Annotated in this window: 25 protein-coding genes and 1 tRNA gene; 12 read left to right on the forward strand and 14 right to left on the reverse strand. The window is 60.2% G+C overall.

Annotated elements, in window-relative coordinates:
- Position 1: 1 nt before the first annotated feature.
- The 3 genes from AC1EJ1_RS00390 to AC1EJ1_RS00400 all read right to left on the reverse strand — a co-directional run bounded on the left by AC1EJ1_RS00390 (position 2) and on the right by AC1EJ1_RS00400 (position 1,394).
- Positions 2–241 carry a heavy-metal-associated domain-containing protein gene (locus tag AC1EJ1_RS00390; RefSeq protein WP_070725493.1) on the reverse strand — a complete coding sequence of 80 codons (240 nt, stop codon included), beginning with the start codon at positions 239–241 and terminating at the stop codon, positions 2–4.
- An 11-nt stretch (positions 242–252) separates the two neighbouring features.
- Positions 253–534 carry a metal-sensitive transcriptional regulator gene (locus tag AC1EJ1_RS00395; RefSeq protein WP_058237500.1) on the reverse strand — a complete coding sequence of 94 codons (282 nt, stop codon included), beginning with the start codon at positions 532–534 and terminating at the stop codon, positions 253–255.
- A 125-nt stretch (positions 535–659) separates the two neighbouring features.
- A complete protein-coding gene (locus AC1EJ1_RS00400; RefSeq protein WP_285015923.1) occupies positions 660–1,394 on the reverse strand; it encodes a transaldolase family protein in 735 nt (244 codons plus the stop codon).
- A gap of 79 nt (positions 1,395–1,473) precedes the next feature.
- Here AC1EJ1_RS00400 and AC1EJ1_RS00405 point away from each other — a divergent pair, with 79 nt between their 5' ends.
- Together AC1EJ1_RS00405 and AC1EJ1_RS00410 are read left to right on the forward strand one after the other, a co-directional pair.
- Entirely contained in the window at positions 1,474–2,892 is a 1,419-nt protein-coding gene (locus tag AC1EJ1_RS00405; RefSeq protein WP_480295155.1) for an alpha/beta hydrolase, read from the forward strand.
- The gene (locus AC1EJ1_RS00410; RefSeq protein WP_285015921.1) at positions 2,879–3,409 is read left to right on the forward strand and encodes a hypothetical protein; all 531 of its coding nucleotides are present in this window, start codon (positions 2,879–2,881) and stop codon (positions 3,407–3,409) included. The genes AC1EJ1_RS00405 and AC1EJ1_RS00410 overlap by 14 nt, the downstream gene beginning before the upstream one ends.
- Positions 3,410–3,421: 12 nt before the next feature.
- Here AC1EJ1_RS00410 and purB read toward each other — a convergent pair whose 3' ends face one another.
- The gene (purB, locus tag AC1EJ1_RS00415) at positions 3,422–4,876 is read right to left on the reverse strand and encodes an adenylosuccinate lyase (protein WP_285015920.1); all 1,455 of its coding nucleotides are present in this window, start codon (positions 4,874–4,876) and stop codon (positions 3,422–3,424) included.
- Positions 4,877–5,004: 128 nt separating this feature from the next.
- Between purB and AC1EJ1_RS00420 the strand changes: the two genes are divergently transcribed.
- The 3 genes from AC1EJ1_RS00420 (at position 5,005) to putP (ending at position 8,505) form a co-directional block, all read left to right on the forward strand.
- Entirely contained in the window at positions 5,005–5,526 is a 522-nt protein-coding gene (locus AC1EJ1_RS00420; protein WP_285015919.1) for a gluconokinase, read from the forward strand.
- A gap of 12 nt (positions 5,527–5,538) precedes the next feature.
- Positions 5,539–6,948: a GntP family permease gene (locus AC1EJ1_RS00425; RefSeq protein WP_285015918.1), complete on the forward strand. Its 1,410-nt coding sequence runs from the start codon at positions 5,539–5,541 to the stop codon at positions 6,946–6,948.
- A gap of 69 nt (positions 6,949–7,017) precedes the next feature.
- Positions 7,018–8,505, forward strand: coding sequence for a sodium/proline symporter PutP (gene putP, locus AC1EJ1_RS00430; protein WP_285015917.1), 1,488 nt, complete (start codon positions 7,018–7,020; stop codon positions 8,503–8,505).
- On the opposite strand, the gene AC1EJ1_RS00435 is transcribed toward putP, so the two are convergent.
- Entirely contained in the window at positions 8,502–9,278 is a 777-nt protein-coding gene (locus AC1EJ1_RS00435) for a fructosamine kinase family protein (RefSeq protein ID WP_285015916.1), read from the reverse strand. The genes putP and AC1EJ1_RS00435 overlap by 4 nt on opposite strands.
- Before the next feature lie 255 nt (positions 9,279–9,533).
- Complete coding sequence (locus AC1EJ1_RS00440) at positions 9,534–10,418, reverse strand: ABC transporter ATP-binding protein (RefSeq protein WP_285015915.1); 885 nt, start codon at positions 10,416–10,418, stop codon at positions 9,534–9,536.
- 159 nt (positions 10,419–10,577) lie between these two features.
- On the opposite strand from AC1EJ1_RS00440, the gene AC1EJ1_RS00445 reads away from it, so the two are divergent.
- On the forward strand, positions 10,578–10,805 hold the full coding sequence (locus tag AC1EJ1_RS00445) for a hypothetical protein (RefSeq protein WP_285015914.1): 228 nt from the start codon (positions 10,578–10,580) through the stop codon (positions 10,803–10,805).
- 9 nt (positions 10,806–10,814) lie between these two features.
- Entirely contained in the window at positions 10,815–12,470 is a 1,656-nt protein-coding gene (locus AC1EJ1_RS00450; protein ID WP_285015913.1) for a hypothetical protein, read from the forward strand.
- Here the strand turns inward: AC1EJ1_RS00450 and AC1EJ1_RS00455 are convergent, their stop codons facing one another.
- Both AC1EJ1_RS00455 and AC1EJ1_RS00460 read right to left on the reverse strand, forming a co-directional pair.
- On the reverse strand, positions 12,471–12,854 hold the full coding sequence (locus tag AC1EJ1_RS00455) for a phage holin family protein (RefSeq protein WP_058237488.1): 384 nt from the start codon (positions 12,852–12,854) through the stop codon (positions 12,471–12,473). It abuts the gene before it with no gap.
- A gap of 38 nt (positions 12,855–12,892) precedes the next feature.
- On the reverse strand, positions 12,893–13,741 hold the full coding sequence (locus tag AC1EJ1_RS00460) for a YwiC-like family protein (protein WP_285015911.1): 849 nt from the start codon (positions 13,739–13,741) through the stop codon (positions 12,893–12,895).
- A gap of 105 nt (positions 13,742–13,846) precedes the next feature.
- Between AC1EJ1_RS00460 and AC1EJ1_RS00465 the strand changes: the two genes are divergently transcribed.
- Positions 13,847–14,857: a bile acid:sodium symporter family protein gene (locus tag AC1EJ1_RS00465; RefSeq protein WP_285015910.1), complete on the forward strand. Its 1,011-nt coding sequence runs from the start codon at positions 13,847–13,849 to the stop codon at positions 14,855–14,857.
- Positions 14,858–14,899: 42 nt separating this feature from the next.
- The gene (locus AC1EJ1_RS00470) at positions 14,900–15,295 is read left to right on the forward strand and encodes a hypothetical protein (RefSeq protein WP_285015909.1); all 396 of its coding nucleotides are present in this window, start codon (positions 14,900–14,902) and stop codon (positions 15,293–15,295) included.
- Here AC1EJ1_RS00470 and AC1EJ1_RS00475 read toward each other — a convergent pair.
- The 4 genes from AC1EJ1_RS00475 to AC1EJ1_RS00490 form a co-directional block, all read right to left on the reverse strand.
- Entirely contained in the window at positions 15,292–16,137 is an 846-nt protein-coding gene (locus AC1EJ1_RS00475) for a hypothetical protein (RefSeq protein WP_480295156.1), read from the reverse strand. The two genes, AC1EJ1_RS00470 and AC1EJ1_RS00475, sit on opposite strands and share 4 nt — an antisense overlap.
- A 658-nt stretch (positions 16,138–16,795) precedes the next feature.
- Positions 16,796–16,872 (reverse strand) — tRNA-Pro (locus AC1EJ1_RS00480).
- Between the two features lie 53 nt (positions 16,873–16,925).
- Positions 16,926–17,987: a metallophosphoesterase gene (locus AC1EJ1_RS00485; RefSeq protein WP_285015907.1), complete on the reverse strand. Its 1,062-nt coding sequence runs from the start codon at positions 17,985–17,987 to the stop codon at positions 16,926–16,928.
- Positions 17,988–17,989: 2 nt separating this feature from the next.
- Entirely contained in the window at positions 17,990–20,278 is a 2,289-nt protein-coding gene (locus AC1EJ1_RS00490; RefSeq protein ID WP_285015906.1) for a transglycosylase domain-containing protein, read from the reverse strand.
- 249 nt (positions 20,279–20,527) lie between these two features.
- Between AC1EJ1_RS00490 and AC1EJ1_RS00495 the strand changes: the two genes are divergently transcribed.
- Together AC1EJ1_RS00495 and sp36 are read left to right on the forward strand one after the other, a co-directional pair.
- Positions 20,528–20,863, forward strand: coding sequence for a WhiB family transcriptional regulator (locus AC1EJ1_RS00495; RefSeq protein WP_058237482.1), 336 nt, complete (start codon positions 20,528–20,530; stop codon positions 20,861–20,863).
- Between the two features lie 33 nt (positions 20,864–20,896).
- Positions 20,897–21,064, forward strand: a complete 168-nt coding sequence (sp36, locus tag AC1EJ1_RS00500) for a Sp36 family protein (RefSeq protein ID WP_074026219.1) — start codon at positions 20,897–20,899, stop codon at positions 21,062–21,064.
- Positions 21,065–21,106: 42 nt separating this feature from the next.
- Here sp36 and AC1EJ1_RS00505 read toward each other — a convergent pair whose 3' ends face one another.
- Positions 21,107–21,787: a Crp/Fnr family transcriptional regulator gene (locus AC1EJ1_RS00505; RefSeq protein WP_058237481.1), complete on the reverse strand. Its 681-nt coding sequence runs from the start codon at positions 21,785–21,787 to the stop codon at positions 21,107–21,109.
- 148 nt (positions 21,788–21,935) lie between these two features.
- Between AC1EJ1_RS00505 and nth the strand changes: the two genes are divergently transcribed.
- Positions 21,936–22,628: an endonuclease III gene (gene nth, locus AC1EJ1_RS00510; RefSeq protein ID WP_058237480.1), complete on the forward strand. Its 693-nt coding sequence runs from the start codon at positions 21,936–21,938 to the stop codon at positions 22,626–22,628.
- Here the strand turns inward: nth and AC1EJ1_RS00515 are convergent.
- On the reverse strand, positions 22,611–23,525 hold the full coding sequence (locus tag AC1EJ1_RS00515; RefSeq protein WP_058237479.1) for an alpha/beta fold hydrolase: 915 nt from the start codon (positions 23,523–23,525) through the stop codon (positions 22,611–22,613). The two genes, nth and AC1EJ1_RS00515, sit on opposite strands and share 18 nt — an antisense overlap.
- Position 23,526 lies beyond the last annotated feature (1 nt).

Genomic DNA, 23,526 nt, shown 5'->3' on the forward strand with positions numbered 1-23,526 from the left:
CTTAGAAGTCTCGCTTGATTTCAGTCAGTGTGTATCCGGCCTCGCTGATGGCGTCTTTGAGGGCGTCGTCGTCTACGCCGGTCTGCGTGTGAACGGTGATCAGTGAGGTCTTGTTGGCCTTGAGAATGACCTCCACGTTGGATACGCCTTCGACCTCTTTGAGTTCTTCGGTGACGGATGCGACGCAGTGGGAACAGGTCATGCCGTCGACATAGAGTTCAACAGTTCGATCGAGTGCCATGATGAGTCCTTTCAGGATTTGACGAGCCGTGCGATTGCGTTGATCGCTTCGGTGATTTTTTCTTCGCCAGCTTCGTGAGAGTGCTTGGCGGCGTCGAGGACGCAGTGGCCCAGATGGTCGTGAACGAGGCCGAGGGCGACTGAATCAAGGGCGCTTTGAATGGCAGATATCTGCGTGAGTACGTCAATGCAGTAGTCCTGCTCCTCGACCATGCGCTGGACGCCGCGCACCTGACCTTCGATACGGCGAAGCCGGGTGAGGTACTGCTGGGTTGATGCCGAGTATCCGCGCATTGAGGTCTCCTCTCAGGTCTACCAGCACGAGAATACCCCTAGGGGGTATTAGTGTCAAGGGGTGCGCCGATAGTAAAACGCGCGCCACGACCACTGACGGTCACGGCGCGCGTGAAGGAAAAAGGTTACAGCTCAGGCTGCGCGACCTTGAGCGACTGCTGGTCACGCTGGTGAGCCAGAGCAATCAGATCACTGAAGGTCTCCTCGCCGCCGACCTGGCGGGCAAAATCAGCATCCTGAGCGGCGATCGCCACATCCGTGATCGGGTTGGCCACCAACGCAGCCAGCACGGACGGAGCGGCAGTGATCGCGCCGATACCGGCCTCAACCAGGCGCAGCACCTGATCGGAGTTCTTGAAGGAAGCGGCCAGCACATCCGCATGCAGGTGATGGGTGCGCAGGATCTGATGAATTTCGGTTGCTACACGCACACCGTTGATACCGAAGTTATCCATCCTGTTCACATACGGCGCAACATAGCGCGCACCGGCCTGAGCAGCCATGAAGCCCTGCAGGGTGGAGTGGACGCCCGTTGCCGTGACCGGGATACCCTCCGAGGCCAGCATGTTGATCGCGGCGAAGCCTTCATGGGTGACCGGAATCTTGACATGCAGGTGCTTGCCGAACTCCGAGCGCAGCGCGCGCCCCTCGGCCACCATGGATTCGCGATCATGGGACACGACCTGCACGTGCAGCTGCGAGCCTTCCGGCAAAACCGAGTGGATTTTACGGAGAACCTCCAGCGGGTCGCCTCCCTCGTTCGCCAGAATGGTGGGGTTCGTAGTCACGCCGTCGATGGGAAGGTAATCGAGAGTCTCACGAATGAGGTCAATATTGGCGTGATCGATCAGAATGAGCATGATTCTCCTTGAATTCGTAGCCTGACCCCATTGTACGATTCGGCAGGCATCAATAAATGGGACGTGCCAGACTACACATATGGGTCGCAGCGAAGACAGGTGGTATCCACTCAAACGTGTGCCGCAGTCTTATCCGCCGACCTACGTGCGCATGAAACTCGTGCCGATGATTCCGGCCATTGCTCTGGCAGCCGGTGCCGACTTGCTCTCCGATGCGCGCTTCGTGCCGAAGGATGCACAGAAAGTGCTGAGGGTCGCCTCCGAGCGCATGGGGTCGGAAATACTTGAACGCTTCCAGCGGATCTTCTTCGATGAACCGGGCCTGGACACGCTTTTGGTGCGGGCAGGAGCCGCTGCTGCGCGCCGCGTGGCCGACGCTGGCCGACTGTATCTGAAGGCGCGGATCGCCACGCACACCGACTGCGACGGCCGAGCGCGCGCCATGCTGCCATTGGTTCCGCGTCGCGGATATGAAGCGTTGATGGTGATCGCACTGACTGTTGGCACAGCGACCGGATGTTTTCGTGGCGGAGCGGTTCACACTGCGGTGATCCTCGATAGTGACGACGGTACGCCGACCGTTCCGCCCGGCCACCCCACACCGCAACTGCGCAGAACGCAGCCACCCTCGTCACTGGGTGACATCGCCGCCGACATCGACGACATGTACTACTGCGGGTCGATGGGGCAGATGGTCAAGGTGGTGCGCGTGGGCGAGGGCGACGCGCGACGCTGGATCGTGGCCATCCCCGGCACCATGCACCTTGACCCGACATCGACTCCGAACCCTGCCGACACGGAATCGAATATCCGCGAAGTCCTCTTCCTGCCTTCAGCCGTGCGGATCGGAGCGGTCAAGGCGGTGCATGAAGCGATGCGACGCAGCGGCGTGGACCAGGATGACTGGCCGGCCGAACGCGTCTTGATCTGCGGCCACTCTCAGGGCGGCATGGTGGCAGCAGCCCTGGCGTCGATGGACCCGGATGAGGCGGGTATGCGCGTGAGCGGCGTGATGACGATGGGATCACCATGCCGGCGCATCAAAATTCGCCCCGATGTGACGATGGTGTCGATTGCTCACGACCAGGACGTGATTCCAGCCCTGGACGGCACACCCGCACTGACCCCCGACCAGCGGGTGACGATCCACCGAACCCTGGTGCGGCCGCGCCAGTCACCCCTGTACTACGCGCATTCATCGACGATCTACACCGACACGGTGCGTCTGCTGGAGCGGCGAGCCAGCGTCGTGCGACACGGCTACCCCTCGGAATGCGTGGACCGCCTGCAGGAATTCCTGCCGCGCGAGGGGGAATCCGTGCACACCACATTCCATGAGGTGTGGCAGGACGTACTCGAAACCGTCGAAGAGTCGACGTGGGACCAGTACGTCGTGCTCGACGCACCCGAATCTGACCTGGTGGGCAGTGACTGGCAGTGGCAGCCCAACCCATTGATCGACTTTTCAGCGTTGAGGAGGACACATGCGCAGGCGTAAAGGAAAAGGCTCACCCACCCCCGTCAATAAGGGGCATGGACGAGGGCGACGCGGCCGTCTGCCACAGATCGACAACCCTGTGCTGATCAGTGTGCTCACCGCCGGAGCGCGGGGGGTCAGCGCCGCGCTGGATGTTCTTAAACCGCCGAAACGGGCGGGTCGAGGGGAGCGCGTGCAGCAGTGGCTGACTGAGCGCATGCCGGACATGATGGGAGCGCACCTGTCGTTGGATGTGCGTGTGCACGAAGGGTTCGGCCGTTCACCTCTGATTGACATGCGCATCGTGTGTGATGACGACAGTGAAGATCAGGCGCGCCAACAGCTCGAGGATGCGGTGCGGTGCGCATGGGACAACCCGGAGCTGGCTCCCGTGGCGGTGCGCGCCTGCGTCACGGATTCAGCAGGCGAAGTGCGATGCGACGTCACCAGTGTTGGATTCAGCGAGGAAACCGCGACACCCTCGGCCCTGTATGCGCGTTTCGGCGCACCCGACGCTGACCCGGCCTGGCGGCCGTAAACCGTGGGCGGACTACTCCCAGCCCGCCATCTTTTCGGACTGGCCAATGTAGGTGGCGGGGGTCAGGTCCAGGAGGCGCTGTTCGACCTCACCTGGCAATCCCAGGCCGGCGATGAATGTGCGCATTTCGTCGGCGCCGACTGTGTGCCCGCGGGTGAGCTCCTTGAGGCGCTCATACGGGTTGGTCATGCCGGTTGCGCCCGCAATGGAAGCAGCGCGCATCGCCTGCTGGACGGCTTCACCCAGCACAGCCCAGTTCTGATCCAGGTCAGCAGCCATGCGCTCACGGTTGATGTCCAGTCCGGCCAGGCCGCGCACCAGATTATCCAGTGCCAGCAGCGAATGTCCGAAAGCGACACCGATATTGCGCTGCGTGGTTGAATCCGTCAGGTCGCGCTGCATGCGCGATGTCACCAGTGTGGCCGCCAACGTGTCGAAGAGCGCGCACGAAATCTCCAGGTTCGCTTCGGCGTTTTCAAAGCGGATCGGGTTGACCTTGTGGGGCATGGTGGACGAGCCGGTAGACCCCTGGGCAGCAAGGTTCTGGTGGAAGTAGCCCATCGAAATGTACGACCAGCAATCCGTCGCCAGGTTGTGCGCGATGCGGTTGAAACGGGCGACGTCCGAGTACAGCTCGGCCTGCCAGTCGTGCGATTCGATCTGCGTGGTCAGCGGGTTCCATGTCAAGCCGAGGAACTCGACGAATCCCTGAGCCAGCGCCGGCCAGTCGGCATCGGGAACGGCCACCATGTGTGCCGCCCACGTGCCGGTCGCACCATTGATCTTCCCGAGGTATTCGGTTTTCTCAATGCGGTCGATCTGACGGTTCAGGCGGTGAATGAAGACCGCCATTTCCTTGCCCATTGTCACGGGAGTGGCGGGCTGACCGTGGGTGTGTGCCAGCATCGGCGCGTCGGCACCGTCGCGCGTAACGGCACGCAGTGACTCAATGAGCTGGCGGGCTGCCGGTAGCCACGTGTGTGTGACAGCCGCGGCGACAGTCAGCGCGTACGCGAGGTTGTTGATGTCTTCGGAGGTGCAGAAAATGTGGACCACTTCGTGCAGGTCCGGCAGACAGGTGGAATCTCCCAGCTCGTCTGGCGCCTGATCCAAGTGCTCTTTGATCAGGTATTCGACCGCTTTGACATCGTGGCGCGTTTCAGCTTCGATGCGGGCGAGACGATGAATGTCTTCCGGCCCAAAATCGACGGCCAGGCGGCGCAGATAGGCGCGTTCCGCATCGGTCAGTGTGGGAGCGCCGGGCAGAACCTCGTGGTCCATCAGGTAGATGAGCCATTCAACTTCCACATGGACGCGCGCACGGTTCAACGCTGCCTCAGACAGCGTGTTTGCCAGAGGGGCGACGGCTGCGCGGTAGCGCCCATCCAGAGGGGACAGGGGTGTGTCCACCGCAAGGTCGGTATAGCCGGATTCCGGATTGAAAAGAGTTGACCACGTATCGCTCATGGCCTTATTCTACGCAATCGCACCGAATCGACGTATTGCCCGCAATACACACGTTTAATCGTTGCAAGAACAGTAGAATCAGTAGGCTAGTTCTGAACGATTGTTCACAGACAATGGGGTGGAGGAAGATGAGTAACGAGGCAGTGCACCTGGTGTTCATGGGAGTTGCCGGATGCGGAAAGACCACTGCAGCTCAGCAGATGGCCGACTTCCTGAAATGGCCAGCAGCCGAGGCGGATGATTTCCACCCCCAGGCGAATATCGACAAGATGAGTGCGGGCACACCGCTGACCGATGAGGACCGTTGGCCGTGGCTGCGTACGATACGCGACTGGATGAGCGATCACGCCAGTAAGGGACAATCCACGATCGTCACCTGCTCCGCGTTGAAACGCAGCTATCGTGACCTGCTGCGCGAATCGCAAGGACGCGTCTTTTTCGTGCATCTGACAGTGCCGGAAGATGTCATCCGAGAGCGCATGGCGACCCGTGACCACTTCATGAAGCCCAATATGCTGCCTTCACAGTTTGCCACGCTCGAAGACCTCGAAAGTGACGAGGACGGCATAGTGATCTCAGCGCTGGGAGATATCGACGAGACTTTCAATGCCACAGTGAATGCCCTGCGCGAGCAGGGTCTGATTGATTAAGGGGCCAAACCGATGAATCAGATTCTCATCCCCATGGCAGGAGCCGCGGACGGTGTGCAACACACGGACAGTGTGGCGCAGCTGCTGGTAGCGGCACTGGCCGGTATCGCCACGATCATCGTGCTGATTGTCTGGCGCAAAATGCACCCATTCCTCGCGCTGACACTCGGATCCGCTGTCCTCGCATTGATTGCAGGCATCCCGCTGACCGACACGTTCACCGCATTTACCAAGGGCGTCGGATCCACCGTCGGTGGCGTGGGCGTCCTGATCGCATTTGGCGCCATCATCGGCAAGCTCCTGATCGACTCAGGCGGCGCTGACCAGATCGTTGACACTGTCCTTGAAAAGACAGCTCCGCACCGCTTGCCGTGGGCTATGGCACTGGTCGCCTTCGTCGTCGGTATCCCGCTGTTCTTTGAAGTCGGCATCGTGCTGCTGATCCCAGTGGTCATGCTCGTTGCGCGCCGCGCCAAACTGCCGGTCGTAGCGGTCGGGATTCCTGCACTGGCTGGCCTGTCGGCACTGCACGGACTCGTGCCTCCGCACCCCGGGCCACTCATCGCGATTGACGCACTGAATGCGAATATCGGCATCACACTCGGCCTGGGCCTCCTCGTCGCTGTGCCCACAGTCATCTTTTCCGGCCCACTGGCGGCGAAAGTGATGGTCAAGTGGGTGCCGCGCGAAGCCACCAGTGTCCTGGGCGATGCCTCTGAAACCGAAAAGCGCGAAGGGCACCGCCCATCATTCGGTGTGGCAATCTCCGTGGTTTTGATGCCCGTGATCTTGATGCTGCTGCGCACCGTGGTCGAAATGGTGATGATGGGGCACGAGGACTCCATCATCTTCAAACTGCTGACATTCGTCGGTGAACCGATCGTGGCGCTGCTGCTGACCGTGCTGTATGCGATTGTCGTTCTGGGGCGCATGAGCGGTCGCACCACACAGGAAGTCACCAACATCGTGGGCTCCTCGCTGGCCCCGGTCGCATCCATCCTCCTCATTGTCGGTGCGGGCGGCGGTTTCAAGGAAACGCTGGTCGAATCCGGTATTGCCGAGGTCATCGCCCAGTGGATTGAGCAGATGGGAATGCCGATCCTGATCGCCGGCTGGCTGGTGGCAGTCGCCGTGCGTCTGGCCACGGGTTCGGCCACAGTTGCCACGATCACCGCTGGCGGCATCATGGCACCTATGGCAGCCGACATTTCTCCCGTTGCCGCTGCACTGCTGGTGCTTGCCATCGGCGCCGGATCCGTGTTCCTCTCACACGTTAACGACGCTGGATTCTGGCTGGTCAAGGAATACTTCGGCATGACGGTGGGTGAGACGTTCAAAACGTGGTCGCTGATGGAAACGATCCTGTCGGTGGTCGCGTTGCTGTGCGTCATCGTTATCGCCATCCCACTGGGAGCCTTCTAGGAGACGACTACCTCACATCATCACGTAGCCTGATGCTGTTCTTTTCCCTCGAGACCGAAGGGGGCCATAATGAGTGAAATGACGTATCAGGCTATCGCGATGATTGTGTATTTCGTCGTCATGATTATGCTCGGCCTGCTGGCCTACAACCGGACGAGCAATCTTGACGACTACATGTTGGGTGGCAGGTCGCTGTCCCCAGGTGTGGCAGCGTTGTCGGCCGGCGCATCCGACATGTCGGGCTGGCTGCTGATGGGTTTGCCTGGCGCAATCTACGCGACAGGTCTGATCAACGGCTGGATCGCGGTTGGCCTGACGATCGGCGCATGGCTGAACTGGAAGTACACAGCTCCTCGGCTCAGGTCATACAGTCAGGTTTCCTCCAACTCGATCACTGTGCCGTCGTTCGTGTCCTCGCGCCTCAAAGACCCTCACAACGTGATCCGCATCGTCGCCGGCCTGGTCATCATGGTGTTCTTCACCTTCTACGTGTCATCAGGCATGGTAGCCGGCGGCTCGTTTTTTGAATCATCCTTCGGTATGGATTACCGCCTGGGCATGACACTGGTGGCCGGGATCGTCGTGCTCTACACCCTGGTGGGCGGCTTCCTTGCAGTATCGTGGACGGACGTTGTTCAGGGCCTCATGATGGTGGGTGCGCTCATTCTGGTACCGACCGTGGCGATTATTCACGTCGGCGGCTTCAGCCCGATGGTGCAGACCATCAATCGCGTGGATCCCACCATTTTGCATCCATCGGGCGGGACGCTGAGCACGACGGCCGTGATAGGCATTATCTCCGCACTGGCATGGGGGTTGGGCTACTTCGGTCAACCCCACATCATCGTGCGTTTCATGGCGCTGCGCTCAGCCGCAGAAGCAAAGGCTGCGCGTCGCATCGGCATCGGCTGGATGGCTCTGGCAGTCATCGGCGCAGGTATGACTGCTCTGGCAGGTGTCGCCTACTACCAGCACGACGAATCACAGCTGCCGAATCCCGAATCCGTCTTCATCACGCTGGGACAGCTGATGTTCCACCCCCTGATCGCCGGGTTCATGCTGGCCGCCATTCTGGCGGCGATCATGTCAACAATTTCATCGCAGCTGCTGGTCACATCCTCGGCAATCGTGGAGGATATCTACAAGGCACTGTCCAAACGAGACCTGTCGGAAACCAACGGCGTGCTACTGGGACGCCTGGCCGTGGCCGCCGTGTCCGTACTGGCAGCGGTGCTGGCGTGGAGTCCCTCGGACACGATCCTCGGCCTGGTGGCCTTCGCGTGGGCAGGTTTTGGTGCATCATTCGGACCGATCGTGATTCTGTGCCTGTACTGGCGCAAACTCACCTGGCAAGGCGCATGCGCCGGCATCATCGTCGGAGCCGTGACCGTGGCCGTGTGGGGCAACCTGTCAGGCGGCATCTTCGACCTGTACGAAATCGTCCCCGGATTCGTGTTCAACCTTCTGGTCAGCGTCGCAGTGTCGATGGCAACCTATCGGCGCAACAATGAGATCGACGCCGAGTTTGATGCCGCTCTGGACGGATTGACGGCTTAACCCACCCAGTGCCGCGCGATCGCGAGCGTTTCGGGCACGTAGGAGCGTCCGAACAGCTCGCAGTGTACGACGAGCATATGCAGCTGATGCAGTGAAATGCGTTCGCGCCAGCCGTCAGCAAGGGGCGATTCCTCGTCGTAAGCCGCCCAGATCCGCTCCACGAAGGGCGCGCCGAATACGGCAAGTGCCGCCAGGTCTTCCTCCGCATGACCGCCCTGAGCAGCCGGGTCGATCAGCGTCGCACCGTTCGGGGTCCACATCACGTTGCCCGACCACAGGTCCCCGTGCGTGCGGGCCGCAGGCGTTGTGACCAGTTTCGGCTGGTCATGGTCGAGGGCGCCGCTTTCAAGCCTGGTGCACAAAGCTTCGAGTGTGGCGCGCTCATCTGCGGTGAAGGCTTTGGCTTTGAGGTACGGGCGGATTCGATATTCGGCGTAAAACTCGCCCCATGACGTAGGTGCTTCGACTTTGGACAGGAGCGGCAGGGGTGTCAGACCCATCCATCCCTGAGCGTCCTCTTTGGCCGGTGGCGGCGCACCCAGATTCGGTGCGCCGGCCGCATGTGTGTGGGCCAGTGCGCGACCAAAATCCTCGGCAGTCTGCCTGGTTGGCCGCGTCGTTTCCAGCTCGGGTTCCTCCAGCCATGTCGTGCCGTAATCGCTCACCGGCACAACGGGCGCAGCCTGGGGTGGCGTGTTAGCCAGCCACTTGAGACCGGCCACCTCGTACAGGATCCTGCCTGGTCGCTGATCACTCTTGCGAAAAGTACCCATGCCCCCACCGTACAATCAGAACGAGACACTGTTCATCTGTTTTTCGAGGAGCGCACTGTGGCGCAACAGCACCCACAGCTATGCCGCTAGGAGTGGCTCGACCTCACCGGTCAGTGGCTCTTCGCATACGATGATGAGGATCGCGGCCTGAGCGAGCATTGAGAGCGCCCTCGTGACAATCCGGCTGAGATCTTCGATCGCACAATCACCGTGCCGTACCCGCCCGAATCTGAAGCCTCCGGCATCAATGACCCGTCATTTCACCCGATCTGCTGGTACTACCGCGCGTTGACGGACGCTGAGATCAGCGCGGTGCGCGGGTCCGGGCAGCGTGTGATCCTCAACTGTGGAGCAGTCGACTACCAGGCACACATGTGGGTCGACGGCAGCGTTGTGCTCATCGAGCTTGCGGATCTCGTAAGGTTCCCGCACGAAGGCTTGGACCACGCGGTTGCCTTCGATGTTTTCCTCCACCATCGAATTGAGACGAGCCAGGGATTCACGCATCGACAGGAAGAGGGGGCGCGCATGTTTGGCCAGCTGACGGGCACAATAGGCCAGGAACGGGGTGATGACCAGCAGGGCCAGCGCGAGGCGCCATTCGATCGTGAACATGACGGCCAGTGAGCCGATGAACAGGCACACGCAGTCGACCACGTTGTAGGTCACCCACGACAGGAAGTGCCGGATCGCGTCGGTGTCTGCGGTCAGGCGGTTCATGATGTCGCCGGTGCGCGTGTGGTTGAAGTACGTGAAATCCAGCGAATGCAGTTTTTCGTACTGGTCGGACACCAGGCGGTAAATCGAGTTCTGTCCGAAGCGTTCCATCAGCATCTGGTAGCCGTAGCGGGCGCAGGTGCGTACAAGCGTCACACCCACCATCGCGCCGCACAGGGGCAGGAGCTGATCGAGGTGGCGGTCAACGATGACGAGATCCACGATCATTCCCGCAAGGATCGGGACCAGCATGATCAGGATCTTGTCGACGACGAACAGCACCAGTGCGGCAAGGACGCGCGGAACGTCGGGGCGGCAGTAGGGCGCAATCCACCTGAGGTTCGAAGCGTTGGTGTTGGATGTGGGATCGACGTACATCCGGTCATCTCCCGAAGAAAAATCATGCGCGTGGGGTGACCACACTGTATCCAATCATTCGGTCAAGTGCGAATGGTGGAGCGGAGAGGTTTTCCACAGGTTCGCGCGCCTCCCCTCGCCAATCCACAGGCGGCCGAACGGCATGCGCACGAGGCGATGAGGCTGGCTACCGTGACACCGTCATTGATGTGAAGGAGGCAGCATATGAGTGGCGAAATCGACGCGGTACTGAGGAGCTTGTGGAGCGTGAGCGAGGACATGGATGGGCTTGTCGCAACCCTCAGCGCCATCAAATGTCCCAGTTGGCAAGGACCCACTGCGGACCTGGCGCGCCGGGAATTCAACGCCGTTGTGGCGGATGCGATGTGGGCGCAACAGGTTGTGGGCGATGCGGCACGCAACTCCGTATTGATGTGTCCGGTTGGGGGATAGGAGGAACGCGTGAGTGAGCAGAGCGTAGATCCAGGCTTCTATGACTCCGTTGTCACCACCAGCGCACACACCAGTGTTGACACAGATGAGCTGATCGGAGCGGCACTCGGCGTGATGATGGCGAAAGAGACGGCGCAGAACTGTTATGCGAATCTGATGGTTATTCAGCTCATGGCGTCCTCGGCCGTCATGCTGGGGGTCGACTCCGGCCGCCTCATCGGCGCGGTGGAGGATGCGATGACTGCTGTGAGTGCGCTCGTTGTGCGTCTGGAATCTTTGAGTAACCGCCTGACCGCAGCGGCAATGAAGTATCTCAGTGCAGAAGGTGATGCCCAGCGTTTTGTCACCGCACGCATGCTGCTGGTGGACGGGCGAGTGTCGTGGACACCGCTTTCGCCACTGACAACAGGGCTGACAGCGGGGCAAGTCTACGGGTATGCGAATGAATTCAGCGGCAAGATGCACAGCGACCCTACCCTGGGATACCGTGTCGAATTCGACATGGCGACGTTGGGGACGACAGTGAATTCCCTGTCCACCAGAAGGGATCTGTACGGTTTCCGTCCCGATGCCGGTCAGCAGGCATGGTGGGGCAGTCCGCGCACTCAAACCGTTGACGCCGCACGCGTTGCCAGTCAGCTCTTCTTCACGGTCGGGCAGCGCGCGACGGGACCGCTGGCAGGCCTGCAAATCACCACCTCGCAAATCAGTGACGCGGGAGGATCGGGGCGTCCCCAGCGATCCTCGCAGATCCGTGTCGTTGATCCGAGCATCCCGAAAACAGGTGTGGCTGCATTGGCGGGTGTGCCGCCGCTGTGGTTGACGGCGCGAAGTGCGGTGAATGCGTCGAGTCGAGCCAGCGACGTGAGCGTATCCAACAGGTATGCGCCAACTCCCCGCCTACCCCGCACCGTACCGACGCCTCGCAGTGGTAGTGAACTGTTGGGCCGCGTCAGTCAGCTTGAAAGCGGCAGCGACACGTTCGGCCAGCTTGAGATCCTCAAACATGAAACGCCGCAGCCCGACGGGTCGACAAAGCGATCATGGTCAGTCGTCGTGCGCGGTACGCAAAAGTGGACACCCGGACAGACCAACCCGCAGGACATGCTCAGCAACTTGCAGGCGGTCGGCCATGATAATAACGACCTGAGTGCTGCAACCCTCGAAGCGATGGACATGGCGGGGATCGCACCCGACGAGCCCGTTGAATTCGTCGGACACTCCCAGTCGGGTATCACAAATACGCAGCTCATTGCCGACCCGGACACGACGCGCAAGTACACCGTCGTCTCCAGTCTGACCGCCGGGTCTCCGACAGGAAATTACGTCATGCCCGAGGGCGTCCACACCCTGTTCATGGAGAATACGCGCGACATCGTCCCGCCTCTTGACGGCTCCCCCAACATGGATGTCAACGATGCGGTGACTGTTTCCTTTGACGGCGACCTGGTCGGACCGCTGGACGGGGAGGGGCTGGACATCACGCCGCACGGCCTGGAACCGTACACCAAAGCCTTCGACGCCTTGAATGATCCGTCAGCGTATGCGGCGCCCCCGGAAGTGCGCGAATGGTCCAGGCATCGCGAACAGTCACTGCACCTGAGCGATAAGACTGTGACAACCTCGCAGCTGTTCAACACTCGCCGCATCTTTGCAGATGAATAGCTACGACTCTGACCTGCGTGGCAGCGCGGCGACAACAAGAGCGGAAATAACAGCCGTGATCAGACCCGCACCCACTGCCGGCCAGAAGCCTCCAACCGTGAAACCAAGATTCGCCTGCTCACTGAGCCATCCTGTCAGCATGAACATCAACGCGTTTGTGACCAGTGCGAACAAGCCGAAGGTGAGGATATACAGCGGGAAGGTGACAACCTTGACCAGTGGGCGAACCAGTGAGTTCACCGCCGTGAAAATCAAAGCCACCAGAATCATCGTGCCCAGAGATTTCCACACCGACGCTTCGGGAGCAAAACTCACGGAGCTGATGATCAGGGTGGACACCCAGATTCCGACCAGATTGGCAAGGGAACGTACAAGAAACCTCATAGGTACATCGTCTCATGATGCCTGCCGCCAGACCACCGCTAAGGCGCCACCATGAGGGAAGCTCCCACAGCCACCATGACGACCAGTTCGGCCAGCCCGATGTATTTCACGGCGATCGTGGTGCGCTGATGCTTCCACGGCATGAAAGTCGCCCTCGTGAATGCGAGCGCGAAGGTGCAGGGTACGAGCCAATGAAGCTGCCCGGCCGCAGCTGCCCACGCAGTCCCGACGACAGTCAGCGCATGCCAGATCACTGAGGCGACAATCCAAGTGGGGTTTCCGCGCTCGCGGATCAGGCAGCGCACATGCAGAACGGACCCGACCAGCACTCCGGCCAACGCTGCCCACGCGCACCAGGCCTGAGGCCACAGCTCGCCGCCTTGCCAGGGGAACCAGTGTGTGCGCCGGAAAGCGGTCGAGATATCCACCGCAACAGGACACATGAACACAGAAGCAAATACCTGCGACAGTCGCGCGAGTATGGACCGTTGGCGCCGTCGCAGACTCTGCACCAGCGCGATCGCGATGAGGGGTGCGAAAATCGGTGCCCACGACAGCAGTTTCGGGGCGCACAGGACCGACGCTCCGCCCAGGAGGACGGTGCTTACGGCCCACGTGCCTGTGGCCGCTGCGAAACGCTGACGCTTGGGGGAGCGGATCCACCAGCTTCCCGCAGAAAACAACATGAACGCCACCATCCACGCAGCCAGAACCAGCAGGTGAAGAGGGCGCCAGCCTCCGCGCGTGGCACCGACCAGGAAAGGCAGCAGCGCCATCATCCACGAGCCGTGCTGGTCAGGCAGCCAGCCGGTGCGCATGAGTGCGCGCACGCGCGAAGAAGAACGCGGGCGTCGGATGCGCGGATGGTCGGTTGGGCGGCTCGTCATGACGATCAGTGTACGGAAGTGGCGCACGTGGTCGCCATATGGACACTTCGGCCAAAAGGTGAGATGCCGAATCATCTGTGGCATGCGGTGGAGCACTGTACATCTATGTCCCATGAACACAATAATGAGAGCACTACCAACGTGCTCGACTCCCAGCAGGATCACTCATCGGCACGTCTGAATCCGGAGGACCGCTCGGCTCGCCGCGCAGCGACCGTTTTCCCGCTCATCATCATTATCGCCTTCATCGTGGGACTGCTGATTCCCGGGCCAGCGGCGCGCCTGGCAGGAGGCGTCAACATTGCGCTCGCCGTCATCATGTTCGGCATGGGCCTGACGCTGACGGCATCCGATTTTGTCCTGGTCGTCAAGCGTCCGCTCCCCATCATCGTCGGTGTGATTGCACAGTTCGTCATTATGCCCACACTGGCCGTCGTCTTGACGAAGGTATTCAGCCTTCCGCCCGAACTTGCCGTGGGCGTCATCCTGGTGGGATGCGCGCCGGGCGGCACTGCGTCGAACGTGATTTCCTATCTGGCCAAAGGTGATGTTGCATTGTCCGTCGCCATGACATCCGTGTCGACTCTGCTTGCGCCGATCATGACTCCGCTGCTCACGCAGTGGCTGGCCGGCCAATACCTGCCTGTTGACGCGTGGTCGATGGCGAAGACGATTGTGCAGATCGTCCTTGTGCCGATTCTGGCCGGCCTGATTATTCGACGCCTGGCAGAAAGCGCCGTGCAGAAAGTGCTGCCGTTCCTGCCGTGGGTGTCTGTCCTCGGTATCTCATACGTGCTGATCGCTGTTGTCGGTAAGTCAGCTGATCGCATTGTGCATGCTGGCCTGTTCGTCCTCCTCGTCGTGATGCTGCATAACGTCCTCGGACACCTGCTGGGATACTTCGCAGGGCGGGCCACCGGAGGCGGAGAGCGTGTTGCCCGCACCACCTGCATCGAGGTGGGCATGCAAAATTCCGGTCTGGCCGCAGGCCTCGCTTCCCAGTTCTTCACTCCCGAATCCGCTTTGCCGGCAGCCGTCTTCTCCGTATGGCACAATCTGTCCGGCGGAATCCTCGCCGCTTTCTTCCGCCGCCGCAGCCTTGGCGACGTAGACTAAACAAGCATCGACGAGGGCGACCCCATCCGGAAAGGACACGTCATGACAGCTCAACCGTGGACACCCGACTATGACTGGGGTTATGGCCGGGAAAATGAAAACCAGCTGCTCAACATGCTTGTCTGCATTACCGTCACGGACGGTGATGAGACGGTGTGCGCCGACCTGCGGCGCGCATTGAGAGAGGGATTCGCGCACAAAACTCCCGCTCAGGGCGTGCCCGAGGGGTTCGGTGCCTACGGAGGCGGAGCCTCCATGCTGCGTTTCGGTGCAGGAAGCGCTGACGAGCCTGTTCAGATCGCGATCTGTTCAGGTGGTCAGGATGCGATCGATTCGGTCGAAATGTGCACCGACGCGATTTGGGCGATGATTGAAAGGTTTGCGGACGTGATCGACGTCCGGTGGGACTACAAGCCTTATACGCAATCTGCCATCTAGGATTCATCCGGGACGATCAGGTTGAGCGCATTCCTGAATGACTGCGCCCGCACCAGAACGTAGATGGAAACCGTCAGGATCACACCTGCCACGCCAAAACAGATCGGCAGAGCGTAGGGCAGTCGGGCGGGGTCAATGAACCCTGTCAATACGATGAGGACTGTGGCGATGACACACCCCGTTGCTCCACTGACTGTCATCGTGCTGAAAGTAGGGGTGAAGCGGTCGCGCTGCTCACGAACATGCGCACGAGCCTCGGCATCAGCGATCCAGCGGGTCCGTTTCCACTCTGAGAACTCACGGCGATGCGGATCCGCAATGAACAGGTATGCCGCAACGGCGAAGAACACAATCACAGCCGCACCGCCGATGCTCAACGCGAGTGTCACGGTCACGGCACCGTCCTGGCCTGCGAGCAGTTCAAGCACGATGATCGGGATGAATGCGATGACACACAGAGCTGACGCCAGGGCAATGCGCTGGCCTCGTTCGCGGCGATAGTCCAGCACACGCTGGGCACACTGCAGATCCACCACGGTGAATTCTTCGGGAACCACGTCGCGTTTCGGTGTCGAGGGTGACAGCGCTTCAAGCCCGAATGAGGCTGCGAGCTCATCTGGCGTGCCGAACTGGCTGATCACAGTTGACAGTGCCGAATCCTCGTCAACGCCGGAGTCAACCAGTGCCTGTACCCGTTCGCTCATCTGATCGTGGATCTGTGTGCGCGTAGCCTGGACCTGAGGGGCGTCCCTGTCGGCAACCTGATCAAAAACATAGTCAAGATACTGGGTGATGCCGTCCATAACACTCCGATCAGTGAACAGAAGTTCTGAAAGCTCCATTGTGCCACGCCGCGGTGCTCACTCACCTCCACGTGCCAGAGGCTTCCTCCTCTGTTTCGTCGATGCCTCGTCGTGGAACAAAGCGCCGACTTGATTGAAATACGTGCTGGCTACCTGCGTTGCACATACCCCTAGATCTTCCCTGTTTTGATGCACATTCCCCTAGATTTGACGCGAATATTGCACATACCCCTAGCTAAAGTCGGCACCCCAAAAGGACAAAACCTATTTCCGCAGGTCAGCCGTCAGTAGCTTCCGGCGGCCTCGAGCCTCACGCGTTAAATCTAGGGGATTGTGCATTTTTACAAGACTTTTTAGGGGTATGTGCACGCGGAGGGCTTAAATCTAGGGGTATGTGCACGAGGCGGGGCTGGAACTAGGGGTATGTGCACGTGTTGGTGCGCGCGGCAGGACAGCAGTGGCATCCCCGTCCGAAGGATCTGCGGTCATGACACACCCAAAAAGGCTGGGCCGGACACTAAACACCCCGCGACACGCCCACCCCATACACACATTTCGGGCATTAACCCCAAAAAGGCGGTGAGATGCAGAAAGGCCAGCAAGATGTGGAAACGCCGGCAGTGTACTGAAAGGCGGCCGTATACAGACAGATCGGGACATCGCCAACAAACTGTCAACGATGTCCCGACACATCACATGGTCGGGGTGGCGGGATTTGAACCCACGACCTCTTCGTCCCGAACGAAGCGCGCTACCAAGCTGCGCCACACCCCGTGCGACCGTTCAAGTATAGCGACGAGGGAGCAGAGTGCACAAAATTAAGTGGCTCATCCCTCTGAAGTTTCGGTCACATCTTCCGGGCCGGTCAGGTGGAGGATGGACACCTCGGGGCGCGTGGCGATACGAACCGGCGCCCACGGTGAGGTGCCCAGTCCGGCACTGACATGCAGGGGAGCAGACGCGCCCTCATGCCTCCACGTGTGCACACCCTTGGCGTAACGCTGCGGCAGGTCACAGTTCGTCACCAGCGCCCCCCACCCTGGAAGGCCAATCTGACCGCCGTGAGTATGTCCCGCGCAGATCAGATCCACACCTCGATCAACGAACGCATCGAGGACCCTGCGATACGGTGCGTGAGTGACACCGATGCGGATGGTGTCCGAATCATCCCATCTTTCCGGCAGCTTCGGCATGCGGTCGCGTTCAAGGTGAGGATCGTCAACACCTGCCAGATTGACCGCCACCGACCGGTCGCCGTGCGCCATGCGCACCGTCAGCTGATCGTACCGATTCGACAGGTCAACCCAGGACGCCCTCGTCAATTCCTGAACGAAATCGCGCCACGGCAGACGCGCCAGGCGGGACGTGTCGTGAACGGCGTGCGCATCGCGGCGCAGATAGTGCGTCCAGGGGCGGAAAGTCGACGACGTGTAATAGTCATTGGAACCCAGCACGAACACTCCGGGGTAAGCCAACAGCGGCCGGTAGGCCTCACGCAGAAGCGAAGCTCCCGTCGCATTGCCGAAGTTGTCGCCCGTCGACATCACCATGTCGAAATCCTCGGTTCGGGCCACGTGGTCAAGAAAATCGACGAGGAAGTCCTGACCGGAATACAGGTGGAGGTCGGAGATGTGCAGGATGCGCAGCTCTTCGCCCTGGCGCAGTGCAGGCACTGGAATCGAGAAGTGCCGCACCGTCGGGCATCGTCGCTCGCACTGACCCCAGGCAAGCGAAGCGACCCCCAGGCCCGCGACCGTCGCAGTGGCCAGGCCCAACGCGCGGCCCGCTGCGATCAGGCGGGGTGGCAGAACCGATGGCTGACGGGACGCATTGAGCAAGATGCGAGGATCCGTCGCAGCCAACGACTGGCGCGCGTTGAACTCACTCATCGTTATCTCTCTCGCTCAATAATCGTGCCGTCAGGAAGCTCGATGCTTTCGCCGGGCTTCAGATTCAAACTGTCAAGATCAATATTACTGAGGTCAACCTGGCCGTCGGTGGACAAACTAGTGGACGAGGAGTTCGCGTTGTTACCTGCGTTCCCGTCGCGATTCTGGTTCTGGTTGTTCGAGTTGGCATTGTTCTGAACCTGACGTGTGCCATTCAGGTTGGCGTTCGGCAGGGGCTGGACTTCCGCACCCTGAAGAGCAAGGTTCATGTACGGCATCCACAGGTGTAGGCCAACCGTGGAACCATAAGGAACCGAGTAGTAGCGTCCGGCCACCGTCACATCGGAGACCTGCTGGGATGATGCGTTCGCATGACCCATCCACGCGGCGGTGGCGAGCTGCGGTGTGAAGCCAACGGTCCATGTGTTCGAGTTCGAGTCAGTCGTACCGGTCTTTGCGGCAAACGGGCGGCCACCCTCCAGGTAAATACCTTCCTGCGGGCCGTACCATTCAGCAGCTGACTTGCCCAGAAGCGTCGCAACCTTATCAGCCACTTCCTGATCCAAGACCTGATGACACGACGGCTTGAATTCCTTCAGGACATTCTCTGAGCGGTCAGAAACGGACAGGAGCGCCGTCGGTGGGCACTGCGAGCCACCGTTGGCCAGCGTGCCGTACGCCGAAGCCATCGCGAGTGGCGATGCGCCGGTCGAACCAATGATGTTGGACGGGAGGGCGGCCGGCGCTTCACCCGTATTGGGGTCCTTAATGCCCAGGTCAGCTGCGCGCTGGAAAATCTCACACAAATCGAGGCGGCTCGCCATGTTAACAAATGCCTGGTTGACAGACATCTCTGTGGCGCGCAAGACCGTGTGGGAGCCGTCCTTGCCGGGCAGGTCGCCCACCGTCCACGGCTCGAAGCCACCGATCGCGGCGCCGTTGCAATGGAAATCACCCGGCGTGTAAGTGCGGTTACCCCGGCCAACACTTTCATAAGCGCCGTGACCTTCCTTGAACCACTGAATCAGAGTGAATACCTTGAAGGTTGATCCGACGTCAAAGTTTGAGTCCGCCGAATAGTTCACCTGCGTCATTGCTGGATCAGATTCGTTGGGTGCGCCGAAGTGCGTATTTTGAGCCATCGCGACGATGTGGCCGTTGGACGGCTCCACCGACGCGATCGCGGCGTCGACTCCGTTACCCGGTGGCAATGCTCCGTTGACAACGTCCAGCGCAGCTTTCTGCTTATTCGCGTCAATCGTGGTGCGAATCGTGATACCGCCGGTCTTCAGCAGGCGTTCACGTTCGATGCGGGTCTCACCGAATATTGCATCGTCGAGGAACTGCTGCTTGGCGAACTCGCAGAAGTACTCCATACCCGTCGCCGCGCCGGCACAGCCCTGGGGGCGCTCGTTCGGGTTGAGCATGTCGGGAACAGGTGTGGCCACCGCCTCGTCGTGTTCCTGCTGAGTAATGATGCCCTGATCGAGCATGACGGAAAGGACGATGTCACGTCGTTCCTGAGCGGCATCGGGGTGAATCAGCGGATTGTAGGAGACCGGGGACTGCACCAGGCCCGCCAGCAACGCCGACTGCGGCATGGTCAACTCGGATGCGTGGGAGGAAAAGTACAGGTCAGCAGCGGCTTCAACGCCATAGGTGGTGGGGCCGAATGGTGCGATATTCAGGTAGCCGGTCAGGATGTCATCCTTGGACATCTGGCGCTCCAGACTCATCGCGTACTTCATTTCACGCAGCTTGCGCTCAGGTGTACTCACCGTCGCATCGTGAATCTGTTCAGGGTCGCCTTCCAGAAGGCCTTTCTCCACCAGCGAGTTACGCACGTACTGCTGCGTGATGGTCGATGCACCCTGCATGCCGTCATCGTCGGAGAAGTTACGCACAACGGCGCGCATAATGCCGTCCGGGTCCACGCCGTGATGGGTGAAGAATCGCTTGTCCTCAATAGCGACAATCGCCTGCTTCATCTCTTCGGAAATCTTGTCGGACGGCACGACGATACGGCGCTTGTCGTAGAACTTGGCGATCGTCTGATTGTTGGCGTCGAGCATCGTCGACTCTTCAGCCGGTGCAACGATCTCGATATCTTCGGGCAGCCCCTCGAGAATCGATGGTGAGGCTTTGGCGGCCACCCCCAGTGATCCCACGGCAGGCACCGCGATACCGGCACCCAGGACGCCCAGCAGTGCAGAGATGCAGATGAAGGCGAGCAGGAGCGCCACCAGCTGGACTGGCGTGACTGAACGAGTTCGAGTCTGTGGCTTCGACATAGGTTAAGGATACGTGTGTCCACGTGCATTAGGGGAGGGGAAGTGCCTGAGGTATGAGGAATTCGTCAAATTGAGGCTGCTGGCGTCATCCTCGTCGATGATTGACGAGGGAGGCCGCGGGCGCCTGTTATGCATCCTGTGAGGAGTATATTTCACACTATTGATGATCTCGTGTTGCTTGAATGAGTCAGATGTGTGTATGGTCACAGTAGTGATGGTCAAGGATGATCATGGACTGGAGAACAAGGAATGAGCAGTATCGATCAGGATCAGACATGGGCCGCCCGCGCGCTGTGTGCGACGGAAGAACCGGACGCACTGTTTGTGCAGGGAGCTTCCCAACGCCAGGTACGAGTCAAATGCATGGCATGCGAAGTGCGCCTGGAATGTCTGGCAGATGCGTTGCAGTCGGAAGCTAACTTCGGCGTGTGGGGTGGACTGACTGAACGTGAACGGCGAGCCATGCTGCGTCACTACGACGACGTGGAGGATTGGTGGCAGTGGCTCAACGAATCTCAGGACGCGTTGGCGTGTGAACTACGTACACCGCGGATCCCGAAAGTTCTGGCCCACGTGCGCCGCTAGGAAGCATCGGTATCAAACAGTTAGGCTAGTGACATGACCACATGGGAATACGCAACGATTCCGTTGCTTACACATGCCACAAAAGCAATCCTGGATCAATGGGGTGCTGACGGGTGGGAACTTGTCACCGTCATCCCCGGGCCGACGGGTTCCGATAATCTGGTCGCCTACCTGAAGCGGCCGATAGAAAAACAGGCATAAAAAAATGGGGCGGTCAGCGACCGCCCCACTTTTTTGACGTCTTCAGCGTGCGCGACGAGCCAGACGGTCAACATCCAGCAGCGTCACTGCGCGACCCTCAAGGCGGATCCAGCCGCGGGAGACGAAGTCAGCCAGTGACTTGTTGACGGTTTCGCGCGACGCGCCAACCAGCTGAGCAAGCTCTTCCTGAGTCAGGTCATGAGGCACGTGAACGCCTTCGTCGGTGGGCGCGCCGAAACGGTCGGCCAGGTCAAGCAGCGCCTTGGCGACACGGCCTGGAACATCTGAGAAGACCAGGTCAGACATGGACTCGTTCGTGCGGCGCAGACGCTGGGCAAGTGCCTTGAGCATGTGCTTGGCCAGCGTCGGGTTCGTGTCAAGGATTTCCATGAGGTCTTCGTGCTCAAGGTAGAGCAGGGTCGCCGGGGACACTGCGGTAGCGTCCGTGGAGCGCGGGCCTGGATCGAAGAGCGTCAGTTCACCGATAATTTCGCCCGGTCCGAGCACGGCGAGCAGTGATTCGCGCCCGTCGTTGCTGGTGTGACCCAGCTTGATCTTGCCTTCGGTGATGATGTAGAGGCGATCGCCAAGGTCGCCCTCGTCAAAGAGAGTTTCGCCGCGACGCAATGCGGTGCGTCCCATCTTGGACTGCAAGAAGTTCTTCTGCGCCTCGTCGAGCCCGTCGAAGAGGGGAACCTGATTGATAATGTCATCAACAAACATGTGAGACCAAACTCCGTTCCTGTCGTCTATGTCGAATCGCGCGAGGCTGCTCGCAGCGTTTCATCTTCCATTGTGTCGTAATCGTGACAATCACCACGGCGTTTTGGCCGGAGTGTATGGCAACAACAGTCAATATTATTATTCATACGTGACGATTCCAACAGAACACGACACATCTGGGCTTGTCAATGCGGGTTCTGAAGCTGCCGAGGCACTTGCGCGTCAGCTGATGAACGCCTATCCGGACGCCACATGCACATTAGATTGTTCGACGCCGTTCCAGCTGCTCATTGCGACAATGCTGTCGGCGCAGACAACCGATGAGCGGGTCAACCGCATCACGCCGGCGCTCTTCGGGGAATTTCCAACAGCTCTGGACCTTGCTCAGGCGCGGCGCGATACGGTCGAGCAGATCGTGCGGCCGTTGGGTTTCCAGCACCGACGATCCGGGCAGATCATTGCGACCGCTCAGGCACTGTGCACTGAATTCGGTGGTGAGGTTCCGCAGTCCAACAAGGAGTTGGAAAAACTCCCCGGGGTCGGGCATAAGACGGCCAACGTCGTGATGGGAGTGTGTTTCGGAGCGCGCGCACTGACAGTTGATACACATGTCGGCCGCCTGTCTCGCCGTTTGGGATGGACGAGAGCGACCAGCGTGACGCGCGTCGAAAAGGACGTGACAACACTGCTGGCAGGCGTGAACTGGACGAAACTGTCACATGTTCTGATCGCACATGGTCGCTCAGTGTGCACTGCCCAGGGGCCCCGATGCGATGAGTGTCCGGTGGTGGATCGCTGCCCGAAAGTCGGTGTAGTGCCCTGGTCAGGTGGTGGGCAGTGAAGCCAGGAAATCGCTGATCAGGGTCGTGACACGCTCGGGTGCTTCTTCGGGGGCGAAGTGCCCCACTGCGGGCAGCATTGTGGTGTGCAGCGGATAGGTCACATGATGTGAATCGCGCGCAAAATCTGTAGCCGACAGTGATGAATCTTCTGCGCAGTGCACGCTCAGAGTCGGAACCTGCACGGGGTCGGCCAGCGCCTTGCGCGAGGCGATGGACAGGAATCGCGTGCTGGAAAATGAGTCAGTGGTCGCGGAGGCGGCGAACGCGCGAGCCATTGCGCGTCGATAGGGTTGTGCGTCGGCCAGCATCTGTTCGCGATGTGAGGGCGCCGCCCACGAACGGATCATTGAATCGATGAGTTTGCCGGATTTGAGCAAGGTGACGCGCCGCCAGGGAATATCCATGCGCAGGGCGAGCAGACGCCCGCGCCACAGAGGAAGCAGTGTGGGCCACAGGGTACGTTCCAGTGGGTGCGGCGCCGCCAGCGTCATCACCGCGCGCAACGCAACCGGATTGGTAGCTCCCAGCATCCATGCAACAGCACCGCCCATGCCTGCGCCGACCACTGTGAAGTGGGAAATACCCATTGCTGACATGATGGCGGTGACGTCATGGGACAGTTGCAGCAGATCCACCTTGTCGGCCTGCAGGTCGGAGGCGCCGAAACCGCGCTGATCAACTGCGATCACACGATGCCCCTGCTCAGCCAGGGAGGGAATAACATGCCGCCAGGAACGCCAGAACAAAGGAAATTCGTGCAGCAGAACAACGGCGTGGTCACATTCCAACGGGCCGGCATCGACAACGTGGAAGGTCGCGCCGCCAGCGTTGACGTGGCGATGCTGCCACGGACCGGGCTCTTCCAGAACCTCCCGAAGAGAAAGATCTGCATCCATG

Source organism: Pauljensenia sp. C0170B4, from assembly GCF_056590235.1.